At 63.7% G+C, this 20,947-nt stretch carries 13 protein-coding genes; 9 read left to right on the top strand and 4 right to left on the bottom strand.

Going from position 1 to position 20,947, the window contains the following annotated elements:
* Window positions 1-58: 58 nt before the first annotated feature.
* The 3 genes from JQ627_RS02590 to JQ627_RS02600 form a co-directional block, all read right to left on the bottom strand.
* Window positions 59-1,582: an HlyD family type I secretion periplasmic adaptor subunit gene (locus JQ627_RS02590; protein WP_249142837.1), complete on the bottom strand. Its 1,524-nt coding sequence runs from the start codon at window positions 1,580-1,582 to the stop codon at window positions 59-61.
* Entirely contained in the window at window positions 1,582-3,423 is a 1,842-nt protein-coding gene (locus JQ627_RS02595; RefSeq protein ID WP_212483150.1) for a type I secretion system permease/ATPase, read from the bottom strand. Before JQ627_RS02595 ends, JQ627_RS02590 begins: the two co-directional genes overlap by 1 nt.
* 207 nt (window positions 3,424-3,630) lie before the next feature.
* Window positions 3,631-5,040, bottom strand: a complete 1,410-nt coding sequence (locus tag JQ627_RS02600) for a calcium-binding protein (RefSeq protein ID WP_212482578.1) — start codon at window positions 5,038-5,040, stop codon at window positions 3,631-3,633.
* A gap of 1,033 nt (window positions 5,041-6,073) precedes the next feature.
* Between JQ627_RS02600 and JQ627_RS39765 the strand changes: the two genes are divergently transcribed.
* Window positions 6,074-6,625, top strand: coding sequence for a hypothetical protein (locus JQ627_RS39765; protein ID WP_249142838.1), 552 nt, complete (start codon window positions 6,074-6,076; stop codon window positions 6,623-6,625).
* A gap of 221 nt (window positions 6,626-6,846) precedes the next feature.
* Here the strand turns inward: JQ627_RS39765 and JQ627_RS02605 are convergent, their stop codons facing one another.
* On the bottom strand, window positions 6,847-9,129 hold the full coding sequence (locus JQ627_RS02605; RefSeq protein ID WP_212482579.1) for an MHYT domain-containing protein: 2,283 nt from the start codon (window positions 9,127-9,129) through the stop codon (window positions 6,847-6,849).
* 491 nt (window positions 9,130-9,620) lie between these two features.
* On the opposite strand from JQ627_RS02605, the gene JQ627_RS02610 reads away from it, so the two are divergent.
* The 8 genes from JQ627_RS02610 to JQ627_RS02645 all read left to right on the top strand — a co-directional run bounded on the left by JQ627_RS02610 (window position 9,621) and on the right by JQ627_RS02645 (window position 20,938).
* Entirely contained in the window at window positions 9,621-10,871 is a 1,251-nt protein-coding gene (locus tag JQ627_RS02610; RefSeq protein ID WP_212482580.1) for an ABC transporter substrate-binding protein, read from the top strand.
* Window positions 10,872-11,001: 130 nt separating this feature from the next.
* Window positions 11,002-11,829: an AraC family transcriptional regulator gene (locus JQ627_RS02615; protein ID WP_212482581.1), complete on the top strand. Its 828-nt coding sequence runs from the start codon at window positions 11,002-11,004 to the stop codon at window positions 11,827-11,829.
* Between the two features lie 201 nt (window positions 11,830-12,030).
* Window positions 12,031-13,041 carry a branched-chain amino acid ABC transporter permease gene (locus tag JQ627_RS02620; protein WP_212482582.1) on the top strand — a complete coding sequence of 337 codons (1,011 nt, stop codon included), beginning with the start codon at window positions 12,031-12,033 and terminating at the stop codon, window positions 13,039-13,041.
* 1 nt (window position 13,042) lies between these two features.
* A complete protein-coding gene (locus JQ627_RS02625) occupies window positions 13,043-14,173 on the top strand; it encodes a branched-chain amino acid ABC transporter permease (RefSeq protein ID WP_212482583.1) in 1,131 nt (376 codons plus the stop codon).
* A complete protein-coding gene (locus JQ627_RS02630; protein ID WP_212482584.1) occupies window positions 14,166-14,948 on the top strand; it encodes an ABC transporter ATP-binding protein in 783 nt (260 codons plus the stop codon). The genes JQ627_RS02625 and JQ627_RS02630 overlap by 8 nt, the downstream gene beginning before the upstream one ends.
* Window positions 14,941-17,154, top strand: a complete 2,214-nt coding sequence (locus JQ627_RS02635; RefSeq protein WP_212482585.1) for an ABC transporter permease — start codon at window positions 14,941-14,943, stop codon at window positions 17,152-17,154. Before JQ627_RS02630 ends, JQ627_RS02635 begins: the two co-directional genes overlap by 8 nt.
* Before the next feature lie 3 nt (window positions 17,155-17,157).
* On the top strand, window positions 17,158-17,991 hold the full coding sequence (locus JQ627_RS02640) for a phosphoenolpyruvate hydrolase family protein (RefSeq protein WP_212482586.1): 834 nt from the start codon (window positions 17,158-17,160) through the stop codon (window positions 17,989-17,991).
* Between the two features lie 25 nt (window positions 17,992-18,016).
* Window positions 18,017-20,938, top strand: coding sequence for a flotillin family protein (locus JQ627_RS02645; protein WP_212482587.1), 2,922 nt, complete (start codon window positions 18,017-18,019; stop codon window positions 20,936-20,938).
* Window positions 20,939-20,947 lie beyond the last annotated feature (9 nt).

The raw sequence follows: 20,947 nt of genomic DNA on the forward strand, positions 1-20,947 counted from the left end.
TAGTGCTCTGAACCCAGCGACCCTTCCACGGGCCGGTCAGCGTACGGCCAACACGCTCTCAGCTCTCCCGCATCCCGCGCCGGATCGCATCCGTGATCGGCTGGGTCAGATAAGCAAGAATTGTGCGTTCGCCGGTCGCGATCAGGACGTCGGCCATCATGCCAGGCTTGAGCTTCTCACGGACCTTCTCCGGGAATTGCGTCACCTGGACCGAGACCTTCACCTCATAATAGGGCTGATGGGTGGCTTCGTCACGAGCGGAGTCGGCCGAGATCGAAAGAACCTCGCCGAGAGCGATCGGGGTGGAGCGCGCCTTGAACGAGGGAAGCCGCACCTCTGTCGGAAGGCCGAGCTGGACGTGGTTGATATCAAGCGCCGACACCCTTGCGGCCACCACGAGAACGTCGTTGTCCGGCACGATCTCCATCAGCACGTCGCCCGCCTTGATCACGGCACCGATCGTGTGAACCTTCAGGTTCACGATCCGCCCCGATCGCGGTGCGCGTACTTCCATCCGGGCCAGGACGTCGACCGCGACGCGCAGCTTCTCCCGCGCATCAGCAAGCTGGGCGCGCGTGTCGGCGAGCTTGCCGGTCGATTCCTCCAGCACCTTCTGTCCGACCTGGTCGATCTGGAGCCGCGACTCGTCGATGATGCGGCCGTAGCGAGCGATATCCGCTTCATAGGCGCCGATCTTGCCCTCGAGATCGGCTCTGGAGCGCTCAAGCGTGGCGACGCGCGCGAACGGTACGATGCCCTGATCAACGAGCGGCTTGAGCTTGGTGTATTCCTGGCTCACACTGTCGAACTGCGCGCGCGCCCCCTTGTTCTGCGCGGTATTTCCCTGGATCTGCCGTTGCGCCTGCGCGATACGCTCCTCGAGGATCGAGATCTCGATCTTTCGCGCAGCGCGACGTTCATCGAATCGCCGCTTCTGGTCACCCATTGCGCGCATCGCGTTCGGATCGGAAGCCTTCTGGAGCAGCTCGGCCGGAAACGTGATGCTGTCCTTTCCTTCGGCTTCCGCCTGCAGGCGTGCCTCCTCGGCAACCGCGGAGTACACCGCCGAGCGCGCGATCTCTTCCTTGGCCCGCTCCTGGGTCGGATCGAGCCGCAACAGGACCTGACCTTCCGCCACATGAGCATCGCCTGTGACCAACAGGTTCTGGACGATTCCACCCTCGAGGTGCTGCACCACCTTACGGTCGCTCTCGACGACGACGGAGCCGGCCGCCACCACGGCACCATCGATCGACGCGAGAGCGGTCCAGCCGCCAAATACGCCGAAGGTGAGGAAGACGACCAGGAAGCCTCGCCGCGCGGGTGTCTGCCAATCGCCCGAGGGGTCTTCATTGTTGCCCACTGGCCAACCGGACCACAAGGTCGGCAGTTTCGCCTTGGCGAGGTGGACCAGCGACTTTGTCGTCCCTTCCGCCCTGGCGAGGAATCCTTCCGCCCTAGCGAGGAATTTGCTCGGAGGTCGCGGCGCCCGCGCCGCTTCATCGGTTCTGTTGAACTGCTTCAAAAGCTCCGCCAATTCGTCGTGAAGAGCGTCCGTTCCCCGCTGCAACATCTTGTCCATTATTGCCTCGTCGCGTGCGCCTGACGCACCTGATTTGAAAGCTGCGCCGGTCGGTGAGCGCCATCGGCACGATGGTTGCCGTCAGCATGGTGATGACGATCGGCACGATGATGTTCAGCAGGCTCGCGCACGTCACGCCGCATCGGCGCGACCGTTTTCCCGAGCAGCGCAGGCAGCATCTCCTCGCGCGTGCCGATTTGCCCGATCCGCCCCTCGTGCATGAACACGATCTTGTCGACCGCGGCGAGCAGGTTCGGGCGGTGATTGATGATCACGATCGTCACCTTGTGCTGCCTCAGTCGCTGGATCGCATCGGCCAGCGCGCGATCGCCGTCGCCGTCGAGATTCGCGTTCGGCTCGTCGAGCACGATCAGCACCGGTTTGCCGAACAATGCGCGCGCGAGCCCGATGCGCTGCCGCTGACCGCCGGAAAGACCTGCGCCGTTATCCCCGATCACGGTGTCATAGCCCTTCGGAAGACGCTGGATCATCGCGTGCGCCGAGGCCAATTGCGCCGCCTCGACGACCGCCTCGTCGGAGGCGTCGTCGCGGAAACGCGCAATGTTGTCACGCACGGTACCGGCGAACAGTTCTACGTCCTGCGGGAGGTAGCCGAGATTCTGTCCAAGGAAATTGGGATCGAAATGCCTGACGTCGTTGCCGTCGATGCGCACGCAGCCGTGCACCAGCGGCCAGGCACCGACCAGGGCCCGCGCCAACGACGATTTTCCGGAGCCGGACTGCCCAACCACGGCGACGACTTCGCCAGGGGCCAGCCGGAACGTGACATCGGCGATGGCCGGCAATTGCGATCCTGGGACGAGCACCGTCGCGGCCTCGACAGAGATTTCGCCGACCAGGGGCGGCAGCCGTGTCGGCCGTCCCTCAGTCGCACGGTTCGCAAGCGCGCGGTCCAGCCGGGCATATGATGTGCGCGCGGCAACCAGCGCCTTCCATTGCGATACCGCAGCCTCGACGGGCGCGAGCGCGCGTCCCATGATCAGCGAAGCGGCGAACAGAACGCCCCCCGAAATCTCCTGCTGGATCGCGAGATACGCGCCCACCCCCATGATGGCCACCTGAATCGCCATGCGCAGGAATTTGGAGATGGCGAGCAACGTCCCGCCCCGCTCTCCGGCCGTCGCGCTTTCCAGCAGCGCTTGATTATGAGTTTCCGCCCAGGCGCCGCGGACCGCGGGTCCCATTCCAAGCGCGCGGATCGCTTCTGCGTTGCGCAGCGAGGAGGTCAACCGGTCCAGTGCGTGAAGGTTCTTCGATGCGGCTGCATTCAGCGGCGCCTTCGTAACACGCTCGTTGAGGAAGGCGAGCGTCAGGATGATCATCGCACCGATCAGCGCGACCAGACCGATCAGCGGATGGAGCAGGAAGCACATCGCGAGGAAGATCGGCGTCCACGGCACGTCCATCAGCGACGTGATGACGCCGCCCGACAGCACCTCACGCAAGGTGTCGACATCGCGCAGCAGCTGAACATGATGCGAGCTGCTCGTGCTCAGCGCCTGTCCGAGCGCGGTCTCGAACGTCTCGCCCGAGACGAACCGGTCGAAGCGCAATCCGGTTTGCACGAGAACCCGGCTGCGAAAATGCTCGAGCGTCGCGTAGCTGATGAAGAGCACCAGCGCGATGAGCGAGAGCAATAGCAGCGTCATCCCGTTTCGGCTCGTCAGCACCCGATCGTAGATCTGCATAGTGTAGAGCGGCGACACGAATACCAGCAGATTGATGAAGATGGATAGTCCGCCGGCCGCGAGCAGGCCGGGACGTATCCGACGGAACGCGTCCGCGAGCGCAGACTGTTTTGCCGAAGCGTGCATGTGCATATCCGGGCCGCCCTTGGCCGGGCGGCGGTAAGCGGTTGAAAAAAATTGCATGCGATCGAGCGTCGAAACGCCCGCATTTCAACATTCCGCGTGCGCGGAATGGCACCCCGCCTCTCGACCGCCCCGTGGTCGCGAGGGTCTCCCCAGAGCGGACATGCGCGCGGCGCACCGCGCGCATGTCCTTGTTGATGTAGACGACCTACGTGCTTACGAGTGCCACCCGTGATGATCGTTGTGGTGAGACATCCAATCGGCCAGATGCGCTACGAACGAGCCTGTGTCCGGCGTATCCGTCTGCCCAGAATCGGCATCCGCAGTCGTGTTCGACGTCGCATTGTGACCACGCCACCAGGAATGATCTCCGGATGCGAACGACGTGCTGGCCTTATTGAGCCACTGCGAGAAGTCGAGCCCACCACCGTGGTGGTTGTGCCCGCCATCGCCGCCGGCCGTCTGCCAGGACGAACCGCCGGACCAGCCGCCGTGGTGATGGCCACCCCAGCCGCCAGTATCGGTCGTACCACCGGTCGACGGATCCGTCGTTCCGTCCGAGCCCGACCCGGTGCTACCGCCAGCATCGGCAACCGGCGGCGTGGTGCCGTCCGTGCCAGTGCTGCCGCCAGCGTCCGCAACCGGCGGCGTGTCGCCGTCCGTGCCAGTGCTGCCGCCAGCGTCCGCAACCGGCGGCGTGTCGCCGTCCGTGCCGGTGCTACCGCCAGCATCCGCAACCGGCGGCGTGTTGCCGTCCGTGCCGGTGCTACCGCCAGCGTCCACCGGCGGCGGCGTGTCGGTCACCGGATCGGTAACGGGCGGAGGATCGGCAGCGGGCGGAGCGGTTGTGCCACCCGTCGACGTGCCCCCGCTCGTATTGTGGGCAAGGAACACCTGCTGCAGTTCCGGCAAATTCTCGAGCGCAGTGTCGCCATTCTGCGACCCCCACGCGTAAGCATAGTCAAAGGCCGGATTGGGAACGAGGTCCGCCCAATGATTGATCATTGCCTGCTCTTGCGCAGCAGTCGGCACAGCGACCTGGCTGCCAGTTTCGGTGGACCAGCCGCCGCCCCCGAACGCCTGATAAACCGGAACGATGGAGTCGAGCGGGATTCCGGCTTGCTCAGCGGCAGAGACGTACTTGTCGATCGTGCTTAGGTCGACGTTCGGACGGTCCGTCCACACCGGATACCAATCGAGACCGAAGTAGTCGATGTGGGTGTTCGCCTGGTTGTAGCTGTTCATGTAGTTCGGATCGTCCGATGATCCCGTGTTCATCAGGACGGTGAACGTCTTGGCGTTGGGATCGTGCTGATGAATCCAGTCGGATTCAGCCTTCAGATCCGCGGGGTCGGCTTGCGGTCCCCACTGACCGGTCAGATCGGGCTCATCCACAAGGTAGAAGCCGAACACTTTCGGATTGTTGAGGAACGGCGTCACCTGGTCGATAAAGTCCTGAGTCACGCCGTGGTACTGATCGAGCCAGACCAGACCCTGCACACCGTCGGGCAGTGCATTCACCTGGTCGACATACTGGACATCTGCGAGATTAAAGCCAGCTTCAGCTGGTGCGAAGTTACCTTGCGAGTCCAGACCCCCGCCCGCAGCGTAGTGTAATGTTGCCAATGATATTCCCCTGTCTGTGTTGAAAGCCCCCAGTGACCTGTAGGTCCGAGCGCCCGACAACCGATCGTGCGTCCCACCGAGGTGAACGTATGTTTACGTTTGAGGCAGGAATCTCCGTTCCATTGGGCGTAACCAAGGGATTATTGTGCTGAAAGTTTGCACAATAACTCGCCAGCGTTTACCGCCAGATCTGAGGGAAAACTTGTTTTGAAAGACGATTCAACGATATGCGGCCGACGGGCCGGAGAAGATCAATGTTAAATCTGGCACAACGCCGACGAATTTGTTCAATGCCGGGAGCGGCAGCGAACCGGATTGATTTATGTCCGGATTACCCCCGATGACGGATGTTCTCATCGAAGCGTTTCCGTTGTTCAGTAAAGGCGTGCGTGGATTGATCGAGAATTCAAGCGGATCGGCGCTAGTATAAGCCGGTATCTTAGCACCGAAGTCCAGATCGTTTGCGGGGACAATTTCGAATTACGGAAGCATTGGGCGTCGGCTTGTCTTGCCTCTTTAGCACCGATGCCGGAGACCTTTTTCAGCTAGCGCGCGCGATCGAATTTCTGCAACCCGTTCGTTCACTGTGCCGCGCGCTAGCGATTTTCGAGTTGAATTGGCTCACTCGCTGCCGAGGACGTCATGTCAGGGTCGGCCCAAACGAACCTTAAGTTTCCGCCGGGCTCACGAATTCAGGTAAAGCCAGCAGCCGGTCCTCGCTTAGCTGGAAAGACCGGGACCGTGGTTGGGGCCGGATACTATCCGAAGAGCCTCCGCGTCATTTTGGACGGATCGAAGGGACCAATTACTCTTCACATGGACTACTTGGCTAAGATCAACACGTGAAGCGGGCGCCACGTTCACGGCGCATTGCCAGCAAGCGGCGGTCTTCAACGACCGACACGGTTGGAGTTACCCCAGAAGTATGGCCGGCCTCTGATCCAGCATTAGGCCGCTCTTCTGACCCATTTCGGCCAATCTGTTGTTAGCTGTTCGCTGCTGGGGGCAGGATCCTTCAATCCCGGAGCCTGCGATGTTCAAGCAAGTTATTTCTGCGTGTTGCTTCGTTGTGATCACCTCTCTCAATTCGGAAGCACGACCGTATCGCATAGAGCACGCCTCCGAATGCAACGTCACCATGCCATGCGACTTCTCGTACCGCTCGCAAATCTCGAACCGAGGACAAGAGTTGCGACACTCATTACGGATACATCGATCCAAACAACTCTCTGCCGTCACCAGTACGAATATTGCGGCGCTTGATATTCCCACCAGCACTCGGATCGTTGGCGGCCGCCCCGCGGGCTGCCCCTCCTCGTTTTGCGGTTGTGCCGCAGCCCTGCGCTTGTTTGGTCGCATCGTGCCGGAATTAAATCTCGCGGCAAACTGGCTGCGATTTCCGCGTACGCCACCAGCGCCAGGAATGGTCGCGGCAAGACGCGGGCACGTTTTCGTCCTGGAGCAGCACGTCGGGGGCGACGTTTGGATGGCATACGACGGCAACTCAGGTGGACACGCAACGAGAATACACGCGCGTTCCTTGCGAGGGTACACAGTTGTGAATCCGCGCGGTGCGTCGACATGAATTGAGCCTTTCATCGCATCGGCAACGCATTTGCCGAGCACCGGCATGCTTCAACGGGGGCAACGGCAAGCTCTCGTCGCCAAGCCGCCCTTATTATCCCTGGTCGAAATACTACCTGGCAGCTCCGCGCAATCATATTGGCTCGTCGGGGAGCTGCCGCAAATGTGCTGGCGGCGCCGATCGGCAGCCGCCAGCCGGCGACTATAGAAGCTCCAGCAAGCTCACGCACTCTTTGGCCGAAAGGCGACGACAGATCTCGTGTGCTCTCGCATCGCTCCCTCGATTGCCTTCTCGAGGGCAGCCTGATCGAACGGCTTCGACAAGCGTTGCAGGTTAGAACGCGCTTCGATGGGAAGCTCCGCGTACCCGGTGCTCAGGAGGATGACCGTATCGGGACGCTCCACCACCACCGCTTCAGCAAGCTGCAGGCCGGTCATGCCCGGCATCGCATAGTCGGTGACAACGAGTTCGATGGTCCGCGTGCGGCGAAGTAGATTCAATGCCTCTTCGCCCGAGCGTGCCTCGACCACCGCATGCCCGAGATCCTCTAGCATTGCCGCCGTATTCTCGAGCACGAGAGGGTCGTCGTCGACCAGAAGCACGGAAAGCCGACGGTTGGCCCGAAGTATGGGGGCCGGAGCCTCCGCGCGCGGTGCTGGCAACACGGCCTCCTTCTCGGCTACTGGCAACCATATCTCAGCCGTCGTGCCCACCCCAAGGCGGCTCTTCAAGACGAGCCTGCCGCCGGACTGCTCGGCGAGGCCGTGAACCATTGATAGTCCGAGCCCGGTGCCTTTGCCGATGCCCTTCGTCGTAAAGAACGGCTCCTGAGCGTGCTTGAGCGTTTCCTCGTCCATGCCGCAGCCGGTGTCGCTGACCGAGAGTGCGACGTAGCGAGGGGCGCCAGCTTCGTGCTGCTCGTCTCGGGCGGATATGGTTATCAGGCCGCCGGCCGGCATCGCATCACGAGCGTTCACGGCGAGATTTAGGATAGCCAGCTCGAGTTGGTTGGCGTCAATCTTTACGTTTGGCAGGTCCAACGGAAATAGTGTGTCGATACGGACGCCCGCCTCGAACTTCAGCAGTGACGTCATGCCCCGCACCAGTGCGGCGATATCGACGACGGCCGGCTTGAGATCCTGTTTGCGAGCGAAGGCGAGCAAGCGCTGGGTTAGCAGAGCGCCCCGCTGCGCACCCTGCGTCGCGTTGTCCACGAGACGCTGTATCCTTGGATCATCCGTTTGCAGGCGCTTTTTCAAGAGCTCAAGGCTGCCGAGAACGGCGGCCAGCAGATTGTTAAAATCGTGAGCCACGCCGCCGGTAAGTTGACCGATGGTCTCCATTTTCTGCGATAGCGTCAGCGCTTCGCGCGCCCGCTCCAGAGCTTCCTGTGCCCGCCTTCTCTCGCTGATGTCGCGCACGATCTTGGCAAACCCAGTGATCAAGCCGCTTTCGTTCCGTACCGCGACCAGGGTTGCTTCCGCCCAGAAACGGCTGCCGTCTCGGCGAACGCGCCAGCCTTCTCCTGCTGACTTACCGTCCCGCTCCGCCTCGATGAGAGCACGTGCTGGTGCCCCGGACGCGCGGTCTTCGTCGGTATGAAGGATCGCGTAGCTCGTCCCTACAATGTCGTCGCCATAACCCATCAGCCGGCGCGCCCCGAGATTCCAGTTTCCCACGGACCCATTCGGCTCGAGCATGAACATGGCATGATCGGCGATGCCCTCCACCAGGAGCCGAAAGCGTTCTTCACTCCGCCTCAGCGCGCTGGCCTCGCGTTGGGCGCGCTCCGCCGAGGCCCTATCGTAGACGGCAGCGGCAATCCCAATGCTCAGGATCAGGATGGTGGCGCCGGCGAGGAGAAATGCCAGCGGCGCTCGACCCACGAGATGTCCAGCGTGTCCCGCCATGGTGTTCGCAGGCACGAACAGGGCACCTTCCATAGCCGCGTAATGCATGCCGGAGATCGCGAGACCCATTACGAGTCCTGCGAACAGCCGCTGCGTCGCATTTGTATGGCGAAAGGCGAGCCAGAGCGCCACGACCGAAGCGCACATCGCGATCACGACCGAGAGCACGACCCATCGTGGATCGTATTCGACAGATGCCGCCGTTCTCATTGCGCCCATGCCCGTATAGTGCATGCCGGATATGCCAAGCCCCATCGCCAAGCCGGACGCCAGGAGTGCCTGCGGGCGTCTTCCGACCACAGCAAATGCCGCGGCCGCGACAACAATGGGGACGACAAGCGATAGAAAGGTGAGGAATGGATCGTAGGAGATCTCGACCCCGGGCAGCCTGAAAGCCAGCATGCCAACGAAATGCATGGACCAAATGCCGCCGCCCATGGCGGTGGCCGCGGCTGCAAGCCAAGCCGGACGAGCCCGCCCGGACGCGGCACGCATCCGGGTCGCGAGGTCGAGCGCTGTGTAGGAGGCAAGCGCGGCGATCAGGATCGACAGCGCGACAAGAACGGGATCGTGAGAGGCCGTATGGTGATTCATTTCCACCAGATTGTAATGGAAGTCCGGTCCAAATCCACCCTGAGTTGAATTGCGGCGGCGGGATCAGAGCCCGGCCGACCGCGATCAGGTCGAATTCGTCGTCCTCCATCCGGCCGTGGCACCCGTCGGAAAATTCAAGCTGGATCCAGCCGTCGGGGGCCGTTCAGATTCAACATTTCCACCCCAGCTACCCATGGGGATTTGAACCGGACCAGACCTGTGCTGGGTCAAGCTCGATGCATGGGCCGTTCGGAGGGCCGCGCCCGTCACGCACCGTCCCACAACTTCGGCAAGCCGTCCGCCTATTGCACCGCGATGCCAATTGCGCCGCAACATTCAAAATGAGACTGCTCGTCAAGCCACACGATGCGCCCACACGTGCACTGCATCCGACTTCGGTTAGCCTTCATTCAACAGCCGGGAGCCTTTCGAAAGCCACGGGGGCCGCGCCAATTCAGCAGGAAAACCTCGGCTACACAGGGAGGAGTGCAATGTTGAAATGCAGTGTGGGACTGATCGCGCTGAGCAGCCTTTTTCTTTCAGGCGCGGCAATCGCCCAGGAAAAGATCAGGGTCGGCGTCACGGCAACGTTGGAGGGCACCTACACGGTGCTCGGCGAGGACGGCATGCGCGGCCACCAGACGGCGCTCAATGTGCTTGGCAAGAAGGTCGGGGACAAGGAGCTTGAATTCATCGTTGCTTCGACCGACGCGACGCCGGACTCCGCGGTGCGCGCCGTACGCAAGCTGATCGAGCAGGACAAGGTGCAGATCCTGTTGTCGCCGCTCTCCGGCGACGAGGGCATTGCGGTCAAGAACTTCGCCAAGACCCATCCCGAGCTGACCTTCATCAACGCGGCATCCGGCGCGCAGGAAACGACCTATGTCGACCCCGCCCCGAACTTCTTCCGCTACAACATGGATGGCGCGCAGTGGCAGGTCGGCCTCGGCAAATACGCCTATGAGGAAAAGAAGTATCGCAAGATCGCGACTGTCGGCGAAGACTATTCCTTCATCTACACGCAGGTTTTCGGCCTCGTGCTCGAATTCTGCGGCGCCGGCGGGCAGGTCACCAACCGGCAATGGGTGCCACTCGGCACCAAGGATTTTGCTTCCGTCATCGCGGCCTTGCCCGATGATGTCGACGCCATCTATCTCGGGCTCGGCGGGGCCGATGCCGTCAACTTCCTGAACCAGTACCAGCAGGCCGGCGGCAAGGCGCATCTGATGGGTGGTTCCATCATGATCGACCAGACCATCCTGTCCTCGAAAGGCAACGCAAAAAATGCGCTGGTCGGCACCATCGCGGCGAGCGGTCAAGCCGACACCTGGGAGGATCCGGGCTGGCAGAAGTTCGTGAAGGCCTATCAGGATGCCTTCCCGCCCAACAAGCGCTTCCCAAGCCCTTCCTTGCTTGCGACCAATTATTACGGCTCGACCATGGCGCTGATCCTCGCGCTGCGCGAGGTCAACGGCGATCTTTCCAATAACCAGGCCAAATACAGGGCGGCGCTTGCGAAGATCGAGCTTGATGCACCGAACGGCAAGATCAAGCTCGACTCCAATCGTCAGGCGATCGGCACCAACTTCGTCACGGAAGTCGTCGACGATGGCAAGGGCGCGTTGTTTTCGAAGGTCGTCAAGGTGATCCCAAACGTCAACCAGACGCTGGGCTACGACCCCGCGGTGTTCGCCAAGATCGGTTTGCCAAGCCGTACAGTACCGGAATGTAAGAAGTACTGACGTAGTCTCGTTCGCGAGCGATGACTGACCGGGGAGAGATTTGCAAGGTGCGGACATTGTGCGCCCTTGCATTCTCTCCCCGGTTGTTGAACGCTACCAAAAAAAGACAAGAACTTTTGGGAGGGAAGGCATGAGCCGGGCGCTCGCCGTCTTCCACGGCCGCTTTGGCCGGGCGACGGTCTATCAATTGAACCGCCCTTTCAACATCCACGCACATCGCGAAGGTCATCTGATCTTCCATGTCGGGGGACGTCCCGCGTGCATTGATGTCAACGATGGCCGCTACGAGCTCACTGAAGGCTCCGTCGTCGCGATCAATCCATGGGAGCCGCATAATTTCCTGCCGTCCGATCTCGAAGGCGGCGCCGTTTTCTTCGTGCTTTATGTCAATGCGGAGTGGTTCGCGCCCGATGCACCCGGCGCCGACCGCTTGCGCTTCGGCCGTACCCAGTTCACGCGGTCGGCTGCGCTGGACAAGCATATCCGGCACGCAGCCGCTCTCGTGTGCGGCGCACCCTCGCTCAATAGCCTCGATGGCGAGCTGAGACGGCTGATCGACGTCTGCTACGACGAAAGCTGGCAACAGGCGGAGACCTCGCGCGACCCGCGTGCAAACGGCTCGGTCACCGATTTTCGCGTACGCAAGTGCATCAAGATGATGTCGGAGAGCCCCGGCGCTGAGATCGAGCTCGACACCATCGCGCGCGAATCCGGCTTGTCCCGCCCGCATTTCTACCGGCTGTTCCGCACGCAGACGGGCGTGACGCCGCACCTCTATCTCAACACGCTGATGATGGAGCAGGCGCTGGAAGCGCTGGTGGCGAGTGAAGCACCGATCGCCGATATCGGCTTCGATCTCGGCTTCTCATCGCAGAGCGGTTTCACCCGGTTCTTCGCCGCCAATGTCGGGATGGCGCCGACCGATTATCGTCGCGCGGCCAAGGTTTTGCGCACCTGACGGGCGCGCGAAAAGATACTCACGATCAAACGCCCCCCTTACACCCCGATTAGGATGTGCGGGACGCGGTCCCGATAAGAGGATCGCGGTCGATAGGGAGCGCACGTTCATGGCAGGGCTTGCGGCCGGTAACGGTCAGCGTGCCCCCTCGCCCCGCTTGCGGGAAGAGGGCTGGGGTAAAGTGGAGACGGAGCGGCGATCATGACCCGCTTTGTCGAACGCCATCCAGCCTGGGCACTGATCATCATCATCGCGATCGCGGTGGCACTGTGGCTGATCTTCGCTGTGTGGCCGCCTGGCCTTGAAGACGCGATCGGGCGCAAGCGCGTCTTCCTCAACGCCGTGTTCAACGGCATCACGCTCGGCGGTCTCTACTTCCTGGTCGCCAGCGGTTTCACCCTGATTTTCGGCCTGATGCGCAACGTCAATCTCGCGCACGGCTCGCTCTATTTGTTCGGAGGCTATGTCGGCTACGCCATCAGCGCCTCGACCGGCTCGTGGCTCCTCAGCTTCATCATCGCCTTCATTCTGACGGCGTTGGTCGGCGTCCTGCTTCAGCTCATCGTCTTCCGCCGCATGGAGGGCCAGGACTTGCGGCAGACCATGGTGACGATCGGGCTCTCGATCGTTTTCGCCGACCTCATGCTGTGGGCTTGCGGCGGCGACTTCTACCAGATCCAGACGCCGAACTGGCTGATCGGCCCCGTGGAGCTGCCTCTGATCACTGCGGTCAAGTCCTCGGGCGAGCCGGTTTATCTGCGCTATCCGCTGGTCCGGCTGGTGATCTTCGTCGCCTCCGTCGTGATCGGCGTGGCGATGTGGCTGGCGCTCAACCGCACGCGCATCGGCATGATCATCCGCGCCGGCGTCGACGATCGCGACATCCTGGCTGCGACCGGGGTGCGGATCCAGCTCGTCTTCGTGGGGGTCTTTGCGCTGGGCGCCGGGCTTGCCGGCATCGCCGGCGTCGTCGGCGGTACCTTCCAGTCACTGTCCCCCGGCGAAGACATCCGCTTCCTGCTCGCCTCGCTCGTGGTTGTCATCGTCGGCGGCATGGGCTCGATTCCGGGGGCTGCCCTGGGCGCACTGATTATCGGCCTCGCAGAACAGCTCGGCTCGGTCTACATCCCCACCTATGCCATCGTCGTGACCTTCCTGATCATGGTGCTGGTCCTGGCAATCCGGCCGCAAGGCCTGGTGGCGAGGCGCTGAGATGTCGCTCGCCCACGATGCTCGCGTTGCCGTTCACCCCGCCGGGGTGGCGCAGCGATCCGCGCGGGGTTGGCCGGAGATCAACAATCCTGCAGCCTGGATCGTCGCGGCCATTCTCCTGATCATGCCGCTGATCGCCAACGGCTTCTTCCTGATCGAGATCTTTGCGACCACGCTGATCCTCGGCACGATGGCGCTGAGCCTGATGTTCCTCGCCGGCTATGGCGGCATGGTCAGTCTGATGCAGCTCACCATCGCGGGTTTCTCCGCCTACATGGTCGCGGTGTTCGGCGTCAGCGGCAACGCCAATATCAGCCTGGGCTGGCCGTGGTGGCTTGCAGTCCCGATGGCGCTCGCGCTCGCGACCATCTTCGGCACGCTCGGCGGCGCGCTAGCGGTGCGCACCGAGGGCATCTACACCATCATGATCACGCTCGCGATCGGCGCGGCATTCTATTACTTCACCAACCAAAACTGGGCGATCTTCAACGGCCATACCGGCATCAACACTGTTGCAACGCCGCATTTCTGGGGCGTCAACTGGCGCGCCGACATTCCCTTCTACTATATCGTGCTCGCGGTCGCTGCGCTGTGCTACTTCGCCGTCGAATACGTCTCTCGCGCACCGTTCGGCTTGGCACTGCAGGGTGTCCGCGACAATCCCCGCCGCATGGCGGCGCTCGGCTTCAACGTCAATGCGCATCGCGTTGCCGCCTACGCCTTCGCGTCCTTTGTCGCGGCGCTGGCCGGCGTGCTTCAGGTCTGGAATTACCGGCAGATCTCGCCAGGCTCGGTCAGCGTCGGTGCCTGCATTGACATCCTCATCATCGCTGTCGTCGGCGGCATCACGCGGCCGATCGGCCCCTTTATCGGCGCGCTGATTTTCGTGCTGCTCCGCACCTTCGCAATCGACTTCCTGGTCAAGCTCGGGCTCGACGGCAACCGCTTCCGGCTGCTGATCGGCCTCGGCTTCCTCGCGATCGTGTTCTGGTCCTCGGACGGCGTCATCGGGCTTTGGCAGAGCTGGTGGAGACGCCAACGATCCGGCGCGGCCCGTTCAAGCGGACGTCACGGCCGAGGATCTGGCCAAGGATCTGGCCAAGCATCTGGCCAAGGATCCGGTCATGGATAGCGTCGCGCAACGCCTCTCTGCCGTCGGCGCCGGCGCGGCGCTGGAGCTCCGTGGGGTGACCCGGCTGTTTGGCGCGCTCGCGGCGCTCACCGACGTCACCATTACCGTTCGCCCCGGCGAACGGCGCGCCGTGCTCGGCTCCAACGGCGCCGGAAAGACCACCCTGTTCAACTGCATCACCGGTGATTTCCCACCCTCCTCCGGCACCATCCGCTTCTTCGGCGAGGACGTCACGCACTTCCCGCCCTATGAGCGGATCCGCCGTGGCCTGCGCCGGACTTACCAGATCTCCGCGCTGTTCCCCGGCCTCACGGTGCAGGACAATGTCTATCTCGCTTGCCGCGGCGTCTCGCGGGGGCGCTTCTCGTTTCTCCGCCCCGGTCAGAACGATGCGCTGATGCACGCAGCCGACAATCTCGTGCAGGCCGTCCATCTCACGAGCGTGAAGGATCAGCACGTTGCCGAGCTCGCGCATGGCCAGCAACGCCAGCTCGAGATCGCGCTGGCGCTTGCCGGCGCGCCTCGCTTCGTGCTGTTCGACGAGCCAGCGGCGGGCCTGTCGCCGACCGAGCGCACCGAGCTGATCGAGATATTGACTTCGCTGCCGGCGCATATCGGCTACATCATCATCGAGCACGACATGGATGTCGCCTTGCGCGTCGTCGAAAGCGTCACGATGATGCACAACGGCCGCATCTTCAAGGAAGGCCTGCCGCAGGAAATCCAATCCGATCCTGAGGTGCAGGAACTTTACCTCGGAGGCAGCCATGAATGAGGCCCGCCGCACCGCCGCCGCGCTCGAGGTCCGCGGGCTCGATGTCTACTACGGGCATTCGCATGCGCTGCAAGGAGTCGACCTGACACTCGATAGGGGCGTGTTCTCGGTGGTCGGCCGCAACGGCATGGGCAAGACTACGCTGTGCAAGGCGGTCATGGGACTGGTGCCGGTCAGCGGCGGTTCGATCCGTGTCCACGGTGACGACGTCACCCGGCGGCCGCCCGCCCACATAGCCCGGCTTGGCGTCGGCTACGTGCCGCAGGGCCGGCGGTTGTGGCGCTCGCTCAGCGTCGACGAGCACCTGCAGCTTGCCGCCGGCTTGCGTCGCGGCGCCTGGACGGTCGAGCGCATCTACGAGACGTTTCCGCGGCTGGCCGAGCGCAAGGACCATGGCGGCGGCCAGCTCTCCGGCGGCGAGCAGCAGATGCTCGCCATCTCCCGCGCGCTGCTCACCAATCCGCAGCTCCTGATCATGGACGAGCCCACCGAGGGGCTCGCGCCGGTCATCGTCGCCCAGGTCGAGGAGATGCTGCTGCGGCTTGGCGAGGACGGCGACATGTCCGTACTCGTGATCGAGCAGAATATCGGCGTGGCGACGGCCGTCTCGCGCAACGTCGCGATCATGGTCAACGGCCGCATCAACCGCATCATCGATTCTGCGCGGCTTGCCGCCGACCGCGCATTGCAGCAGCGCCTGCTCGGTGTCGGGCTGCACGCCGAGCTCGAACCCGACATCGAGGCGCCAGCGACCGGGAACGCGGCGAGACCCGCCCCGCAGCCGGCCCGTCCCAGCGGCCCGATCCGAATCTACATCTCCAACCCGATACCGCCCACTCGCTGGTCGCAGCCGGTGCCGATCGCCCGCATCGAGGCCGCGGCGCGGACGCTCTCGACACAGGTGATGCGTCTCGACGAGACCTCCCGGCGCAGGCGCGAGCCGGCTGCGGCGCAAACGCAGGGACCGCCGGTCGTCCTCGTCGTCGGCACGCTCGACACCAAGGCCACGGAGCTTCGCTTCATCCGCGACATCATTGCTGGCAGCGGTCTGCGCACACGGTTAGTGGACGTCTCCACCAGCGGCAGGCATTCCACCTGCGACGTCTCCGCCCAGGAGATCGCCCTGAACCATGGGCGCGGCGGATCGGCGGTGTTCGGACCCGACCGCGGCGCCGCCGTCACCGCGATGGCCGAGGCCTTCGCCAGCTGGCTGCGACGCCAGAGCAATATTGCCGGCGTGATTTCGGCGGGCGGCTCGGGCGCTGCATCGCTGGTCGCGCCTGGGATGCGGACCCTTCCGGTCGGGGTGCCCAAACTGATCATCTCCTCCGTCGCCTCCGGCGACGTCGGGCCCTATGTCGGCCCCGCCGACATTACCATGATGCATTCGGTCACTGACGTGCAGGGCCTCAACTCGATCTCACGTGCCGTGCTCGCCAATGGCGCCAATGCGCTGGCCGGCATGGTCAGGGCGCGTCTCGATCAGCACGCGCGGAACGACCGCAGCGACGGCGGATTGCCGTCGGTCGGCATCACCATGTTCGGCGTCACCACGCCGGCAGTGCAGAAGATCGCGGCCGACCTGCGCGAGGATTTCGAGTGCCTCGTCTTCCACGCCACCGGCGTTGGCGGCCGCTCAATGGAGACGCTCGTCGATTCCGGACAGCTCGCCGGAGTCATCGACCTCACCACGACGGAGGTCTGCGATCTCCTGATGGGCGGCGTGTTTCCGGCGACCGACGACCGCTTCGGCGCCATCATCCGCAGCCGCCTACCCTATGTCGCTTCGGTCGGCGCGCTCGACATGGTCAATTTCGGCGCCGCCGAGACCATTCCGGAGCGCTACCGCGGCCGGAAATTCCACGTCCACAACCCGCAGGTCACTCTGATGCGGACTACCGCCGAGGAGAACGAGCGCATGGGCCGCTGGATCGCCGATCGGCTTAACCAGATGGATGGGCCGGTGCGCTTCTTCCTGCCCGAGGGCGGGGTGTCCGCGCTCGACGCGCGAGGGCAGCCGTTCTGGGATCCGGAGGCCGATTCTGCCCTGTTCCGGGCACTGGAGCGCACGGTTCGGCAGACCACCAATCGTCAGCTCATCCGCGTCCCCAAGAACATCAACGATCCCGAGTTCGCCTCCACCATTGTCGGCGCGTTCCGAACCTTGTTCGGCCGCTCCGGGGCGCGCCGGAGACTAGCGAGGTGACCGATGGCCCGGTTTGAACGCGCAGCACTGTTGAAACGCTTCCGCGAGATGGCAAGGCGCGGCGAGCCCATCGTCGGCGGCGGCGCCGGCACTGGCTTGTCGGCCAAGTGCGAGGAAGCCGGCGGCGTCGACCTCATCGTCATCTACAATTCCGGTCGCTACCGCATGGCCGGCCGCGGCTCGCTCGCCGGGCTGATGGCTTACGGTGACGCGAACGCGATCGTGCTGGAGATGGCCGGCGAGGTCCTACCCGTCGTGACCAGCACGCCGGTGCTGGCCGGCGTCAACGGTACCGATCCTTTCCGTGACATGGATGTTTTCCTGGATCAGTTGAAGGCACTCGGTTTCGCCGGCGTGCAGAACTTTCCGACGGTCGGCCTGATCGACGGTGTATTCCGCGCCAATCTCGAAGAGACCGGCATGTCCTATGCGCTGGAGATCGACATGATCGCAAAGGCGCGCGACAAGGACCTGCTGACGACGCCCTACGTCTTCAGCGAGAAGGAAGCCGCTGCGATGGCGATCGCGGGCGCGGATATCATCGTCTGTCACCTGGGCCTGACCACCGGCGGCACGATCGGCGCACAGACCGCACCGAGGCTCATGGATTGCCCGGCACGCATCGACACCTGGGCCTCCGCCGCGCTCAGCGTCAATCCGGACATTCTGGTGCTCGCCCATGGCGGCCCGATCGCCGATCCGGACGATGCCGATTTCATCATGAAGAACACGCGCTACTGCCACGGCTTTTACGGTGCCTCCTCGATGGAGCGGCTGCCGGTCGAGCGAGCGCTGACGGATCAGGTACGCAAATTCAAGGCGATCGGCGCGCGATAACGCCGGAAGGTCGAGGGAGGGAAGCATGTCAGGGATTCTGGTCGGTGAATTGATCCTCTGGCTGATCGTCGCGATCGTGGTGATCGTGGTCGGCGTCTACATCGTGAACTGGCTCTACCACCGCTCGTCCAAGGAGACCTCGTTCGTCCGCACCGGCTTCCTCGGCGAGCGCGTGGTGATCAACGGTGGCGCCTTCGTGCTGCCCTTCATCCACGACTACACACCCGTCAACATGAACGTACTGCCAATGGGCATCGTGCGCTCCCGGCAGGACGCCGTGATCACTCGAGACCGCATGCGCGTCGACATCGAGGCCGACTTCTATGTCCGCGTTCAGGCGACGCGCGAAGCCGTGTCCATCGCCGCCGCCACGCTCGGCCGCCGCACCATGGAGCCCGAGCAGCTCCACGCCCTCCTCGCCGGCAAATTCATCTCCGCGATCCGTTCAATCGCCTCCGAAATGACTCTGGAGCAGATGCACGAGCAGCGCGGCGAGTATGTCGCCCGCGTCAAGGCCAACGCGGCGGAGGCCCTCGCCCAGAACGGACTCGAGCTGGAATCCGTCGCGATCACCGATCTCGACCAGACCGACCTCGAATTCTTCAACCCCTCGAACCGCTTCGACGCCGAAGGTCTGACCCGCCTGATGGAGGACATCGAGGCCAAGCGCAAGCTGCGCAACGACATCGAGCAGGATTCGATGATCAAGATCCGCTCCCGCAATCTGGAGGCCGAGCGCCAGGCCCTTGAGATCGAGCGCGAAAGCGAGACGGCTCGCCTCGAACAGGAACGCGACATCGAGATGCGTCGCGCCCTGCAACGCACTGAGGTCGCGCGTGAGCGGGCCCTGCGCGAGACCGAGGCCGAGCAGGCGCAGATTTCCGCGCGCGAGACCATCGAGAAGGCGCGCATCGCCAACGACCAGGCGATCGCGGAAGCGCGCATCGCGTCCGAGCGCGAGACACGCCAGCGCGAGATCGAACGCACCCGCACCATCGAAGAGAAGGAATTGCTCGCACGCGAGGAGATCGAGAAGACCCGGATCGCCAACCAGCGTTCGATCGACACCAGCCGCATCGCCTCTGAGCGCGAGGTGCGCCAGCGCGAAATCGAGCGGATGCGTACCGTCGAGGAAGCCGAGATCGCCGCCCGCGAGGCGATCGAGAAGGCGCGCATCCAGCAGGATCGGGTGGTGACCGACGCCCGTATTGCCAACGAGGAAGAGACACGGCGCCGCGAGATCGAGCGGACCCGCGCCGTGGACGAAGCCGAGATCGCCGCCCGCGAAGCGACCGAAAAGGCCCGCATCGCGCAAACCATGATCGTCAATGTCGAGCGCATCTCGTCGGACGAGCGCACCCGCGCGCTGGAGATCCAGCAGGTGCGTACGATCCAGGAGGCCGAGATCGAGGCGCAGCGCGCGGTCGAGGCCGCGCGCATCGCCCGCGAGCGGACGCTTGCCGCCGAGCGCATCGCGGCCGAGCAGAACACGCGGCAACTCGAGATCGAGCGCAACCAGGCCCTCGATGTCGCTGGCATCAGCGCGCGCGAAGTCACCGAAGCCTCCCGCATCGCCCAGGAGGAACGAGTTCGTTCACTTGAGATCGCCCGCAACCGCGCCGTCGAGGAAGCCGACATCGCCTCGCGCGAAGCGATCGAAGCCGCGCGGGTTGCGCAGGAGAAGACCATCGCGGCCGAGCGGATCCAGGCCGACAGGGAGACCAAGGCGCTGGAGATCGAGCGGACCGCTGCAATCGAGGCGGCCGACCTCAAGCGGCGCGACGTGATCGAGCGCCAGCGCATCGGCGTCGATCTCGCGCTGGAGTCCGAGCGGATCAATTCGTCCAAGAAGCGCGAAGTGCTCAACATCGAGCAGAAGAAGGCGATCGAGATCGCGGACGAGGACCGCGTCATCGCGCTCTCCACCAAGCGCTCCGAACGCATCGACGCCGACCGTCAGGTCAAGCAGGCCGAGATCGTCGCGCGCAAGGACGTCGAGACCACCGACGTCTCGCGAGAGCAAGCCCTGGAGGCGGCACGGATCGAACGTCGTCGCTCGATCGAGCAGCTCGAAGTTGCCCGCGTCCAGTCGCTGCAGGAAGCCGAGATTGCCGCGCGCGAAGAGGTCGAGCGAGCCCGCATTTCGTCGGATCGCGGCCTGGATGAAGCCCGCATCGGCCGCGAGCGCGAGCTGCGCAAGCTCGAAGTCAACCGCGAGAAGGAGGTGGAGACTGTTCTGATGGAGAAGGCGATCGCGATCCACCTGAAGTCGCTGGAGGAGTCCGCAGCCAGGGCCTCGGCCGAGGAGGCGCGGATGCATGCGACGGAGGCTACCGAGCGCGTCATCACTGCGCGCGAAAACGAGATCGCCAAGCGTCGCAAGAGCGTGGAAATCGTGCTGGCCGAGAAGCAGGCCGAGGAAACCCGAATTGCCGCCGAAGCCGAGCGCGTACGCGCGGCCGTCGAGGCCGAAGCGCAGCGGCTGCTCAACGAGGCCGAGAACGTGCTGACCGACCAGGCCCGCTACTCGCTGTTTCGCCGAAAGCTGCTCGATCGCATCGAAGGCATCGTGCGCGAGAGCGTCAAGCCGATGGAGAAGATCGAGGGCATCCGCATCCTCCAGGTCGACGGCCTCAACGGCAACGGCCATGGCGGCGGCAACGGTGGCCGCAGCGCCACCGACGAGGTGATCGACTCGGCGCTGCGCTACCGCGTCCAGGCGCCGCTGATCGACTCCATCCTCTCCGACATTGGCGTCGAAGGCGGCAGTCTCGCCAAGATGCCAGGTCTGATCCGCGAGGCGCGCGACATGCAGGGCATCAAGGAGTCCGCCCGCAAAGGCGGCGGTGGAAGCGGAGGCGGAGGCGGCGAGAAGCCGACTGCTGCCTCCTCGCCTTCCACCGAGGGCGAGCCGCCCGCGGAGCGCAGCCCGCGGAAGAAGAGCTGAGGTCGCATC

This window comes from Bradyrhizobium liaoningense, from assembly GCF_018130785.1.
GTDB lineage: Bacteria > Pseudomonadota > Alphaproteobacteria > Rhizobiales > Xanthobacteraceae > Bradyrhizobium > Bradyrhizobium liaoningense_A.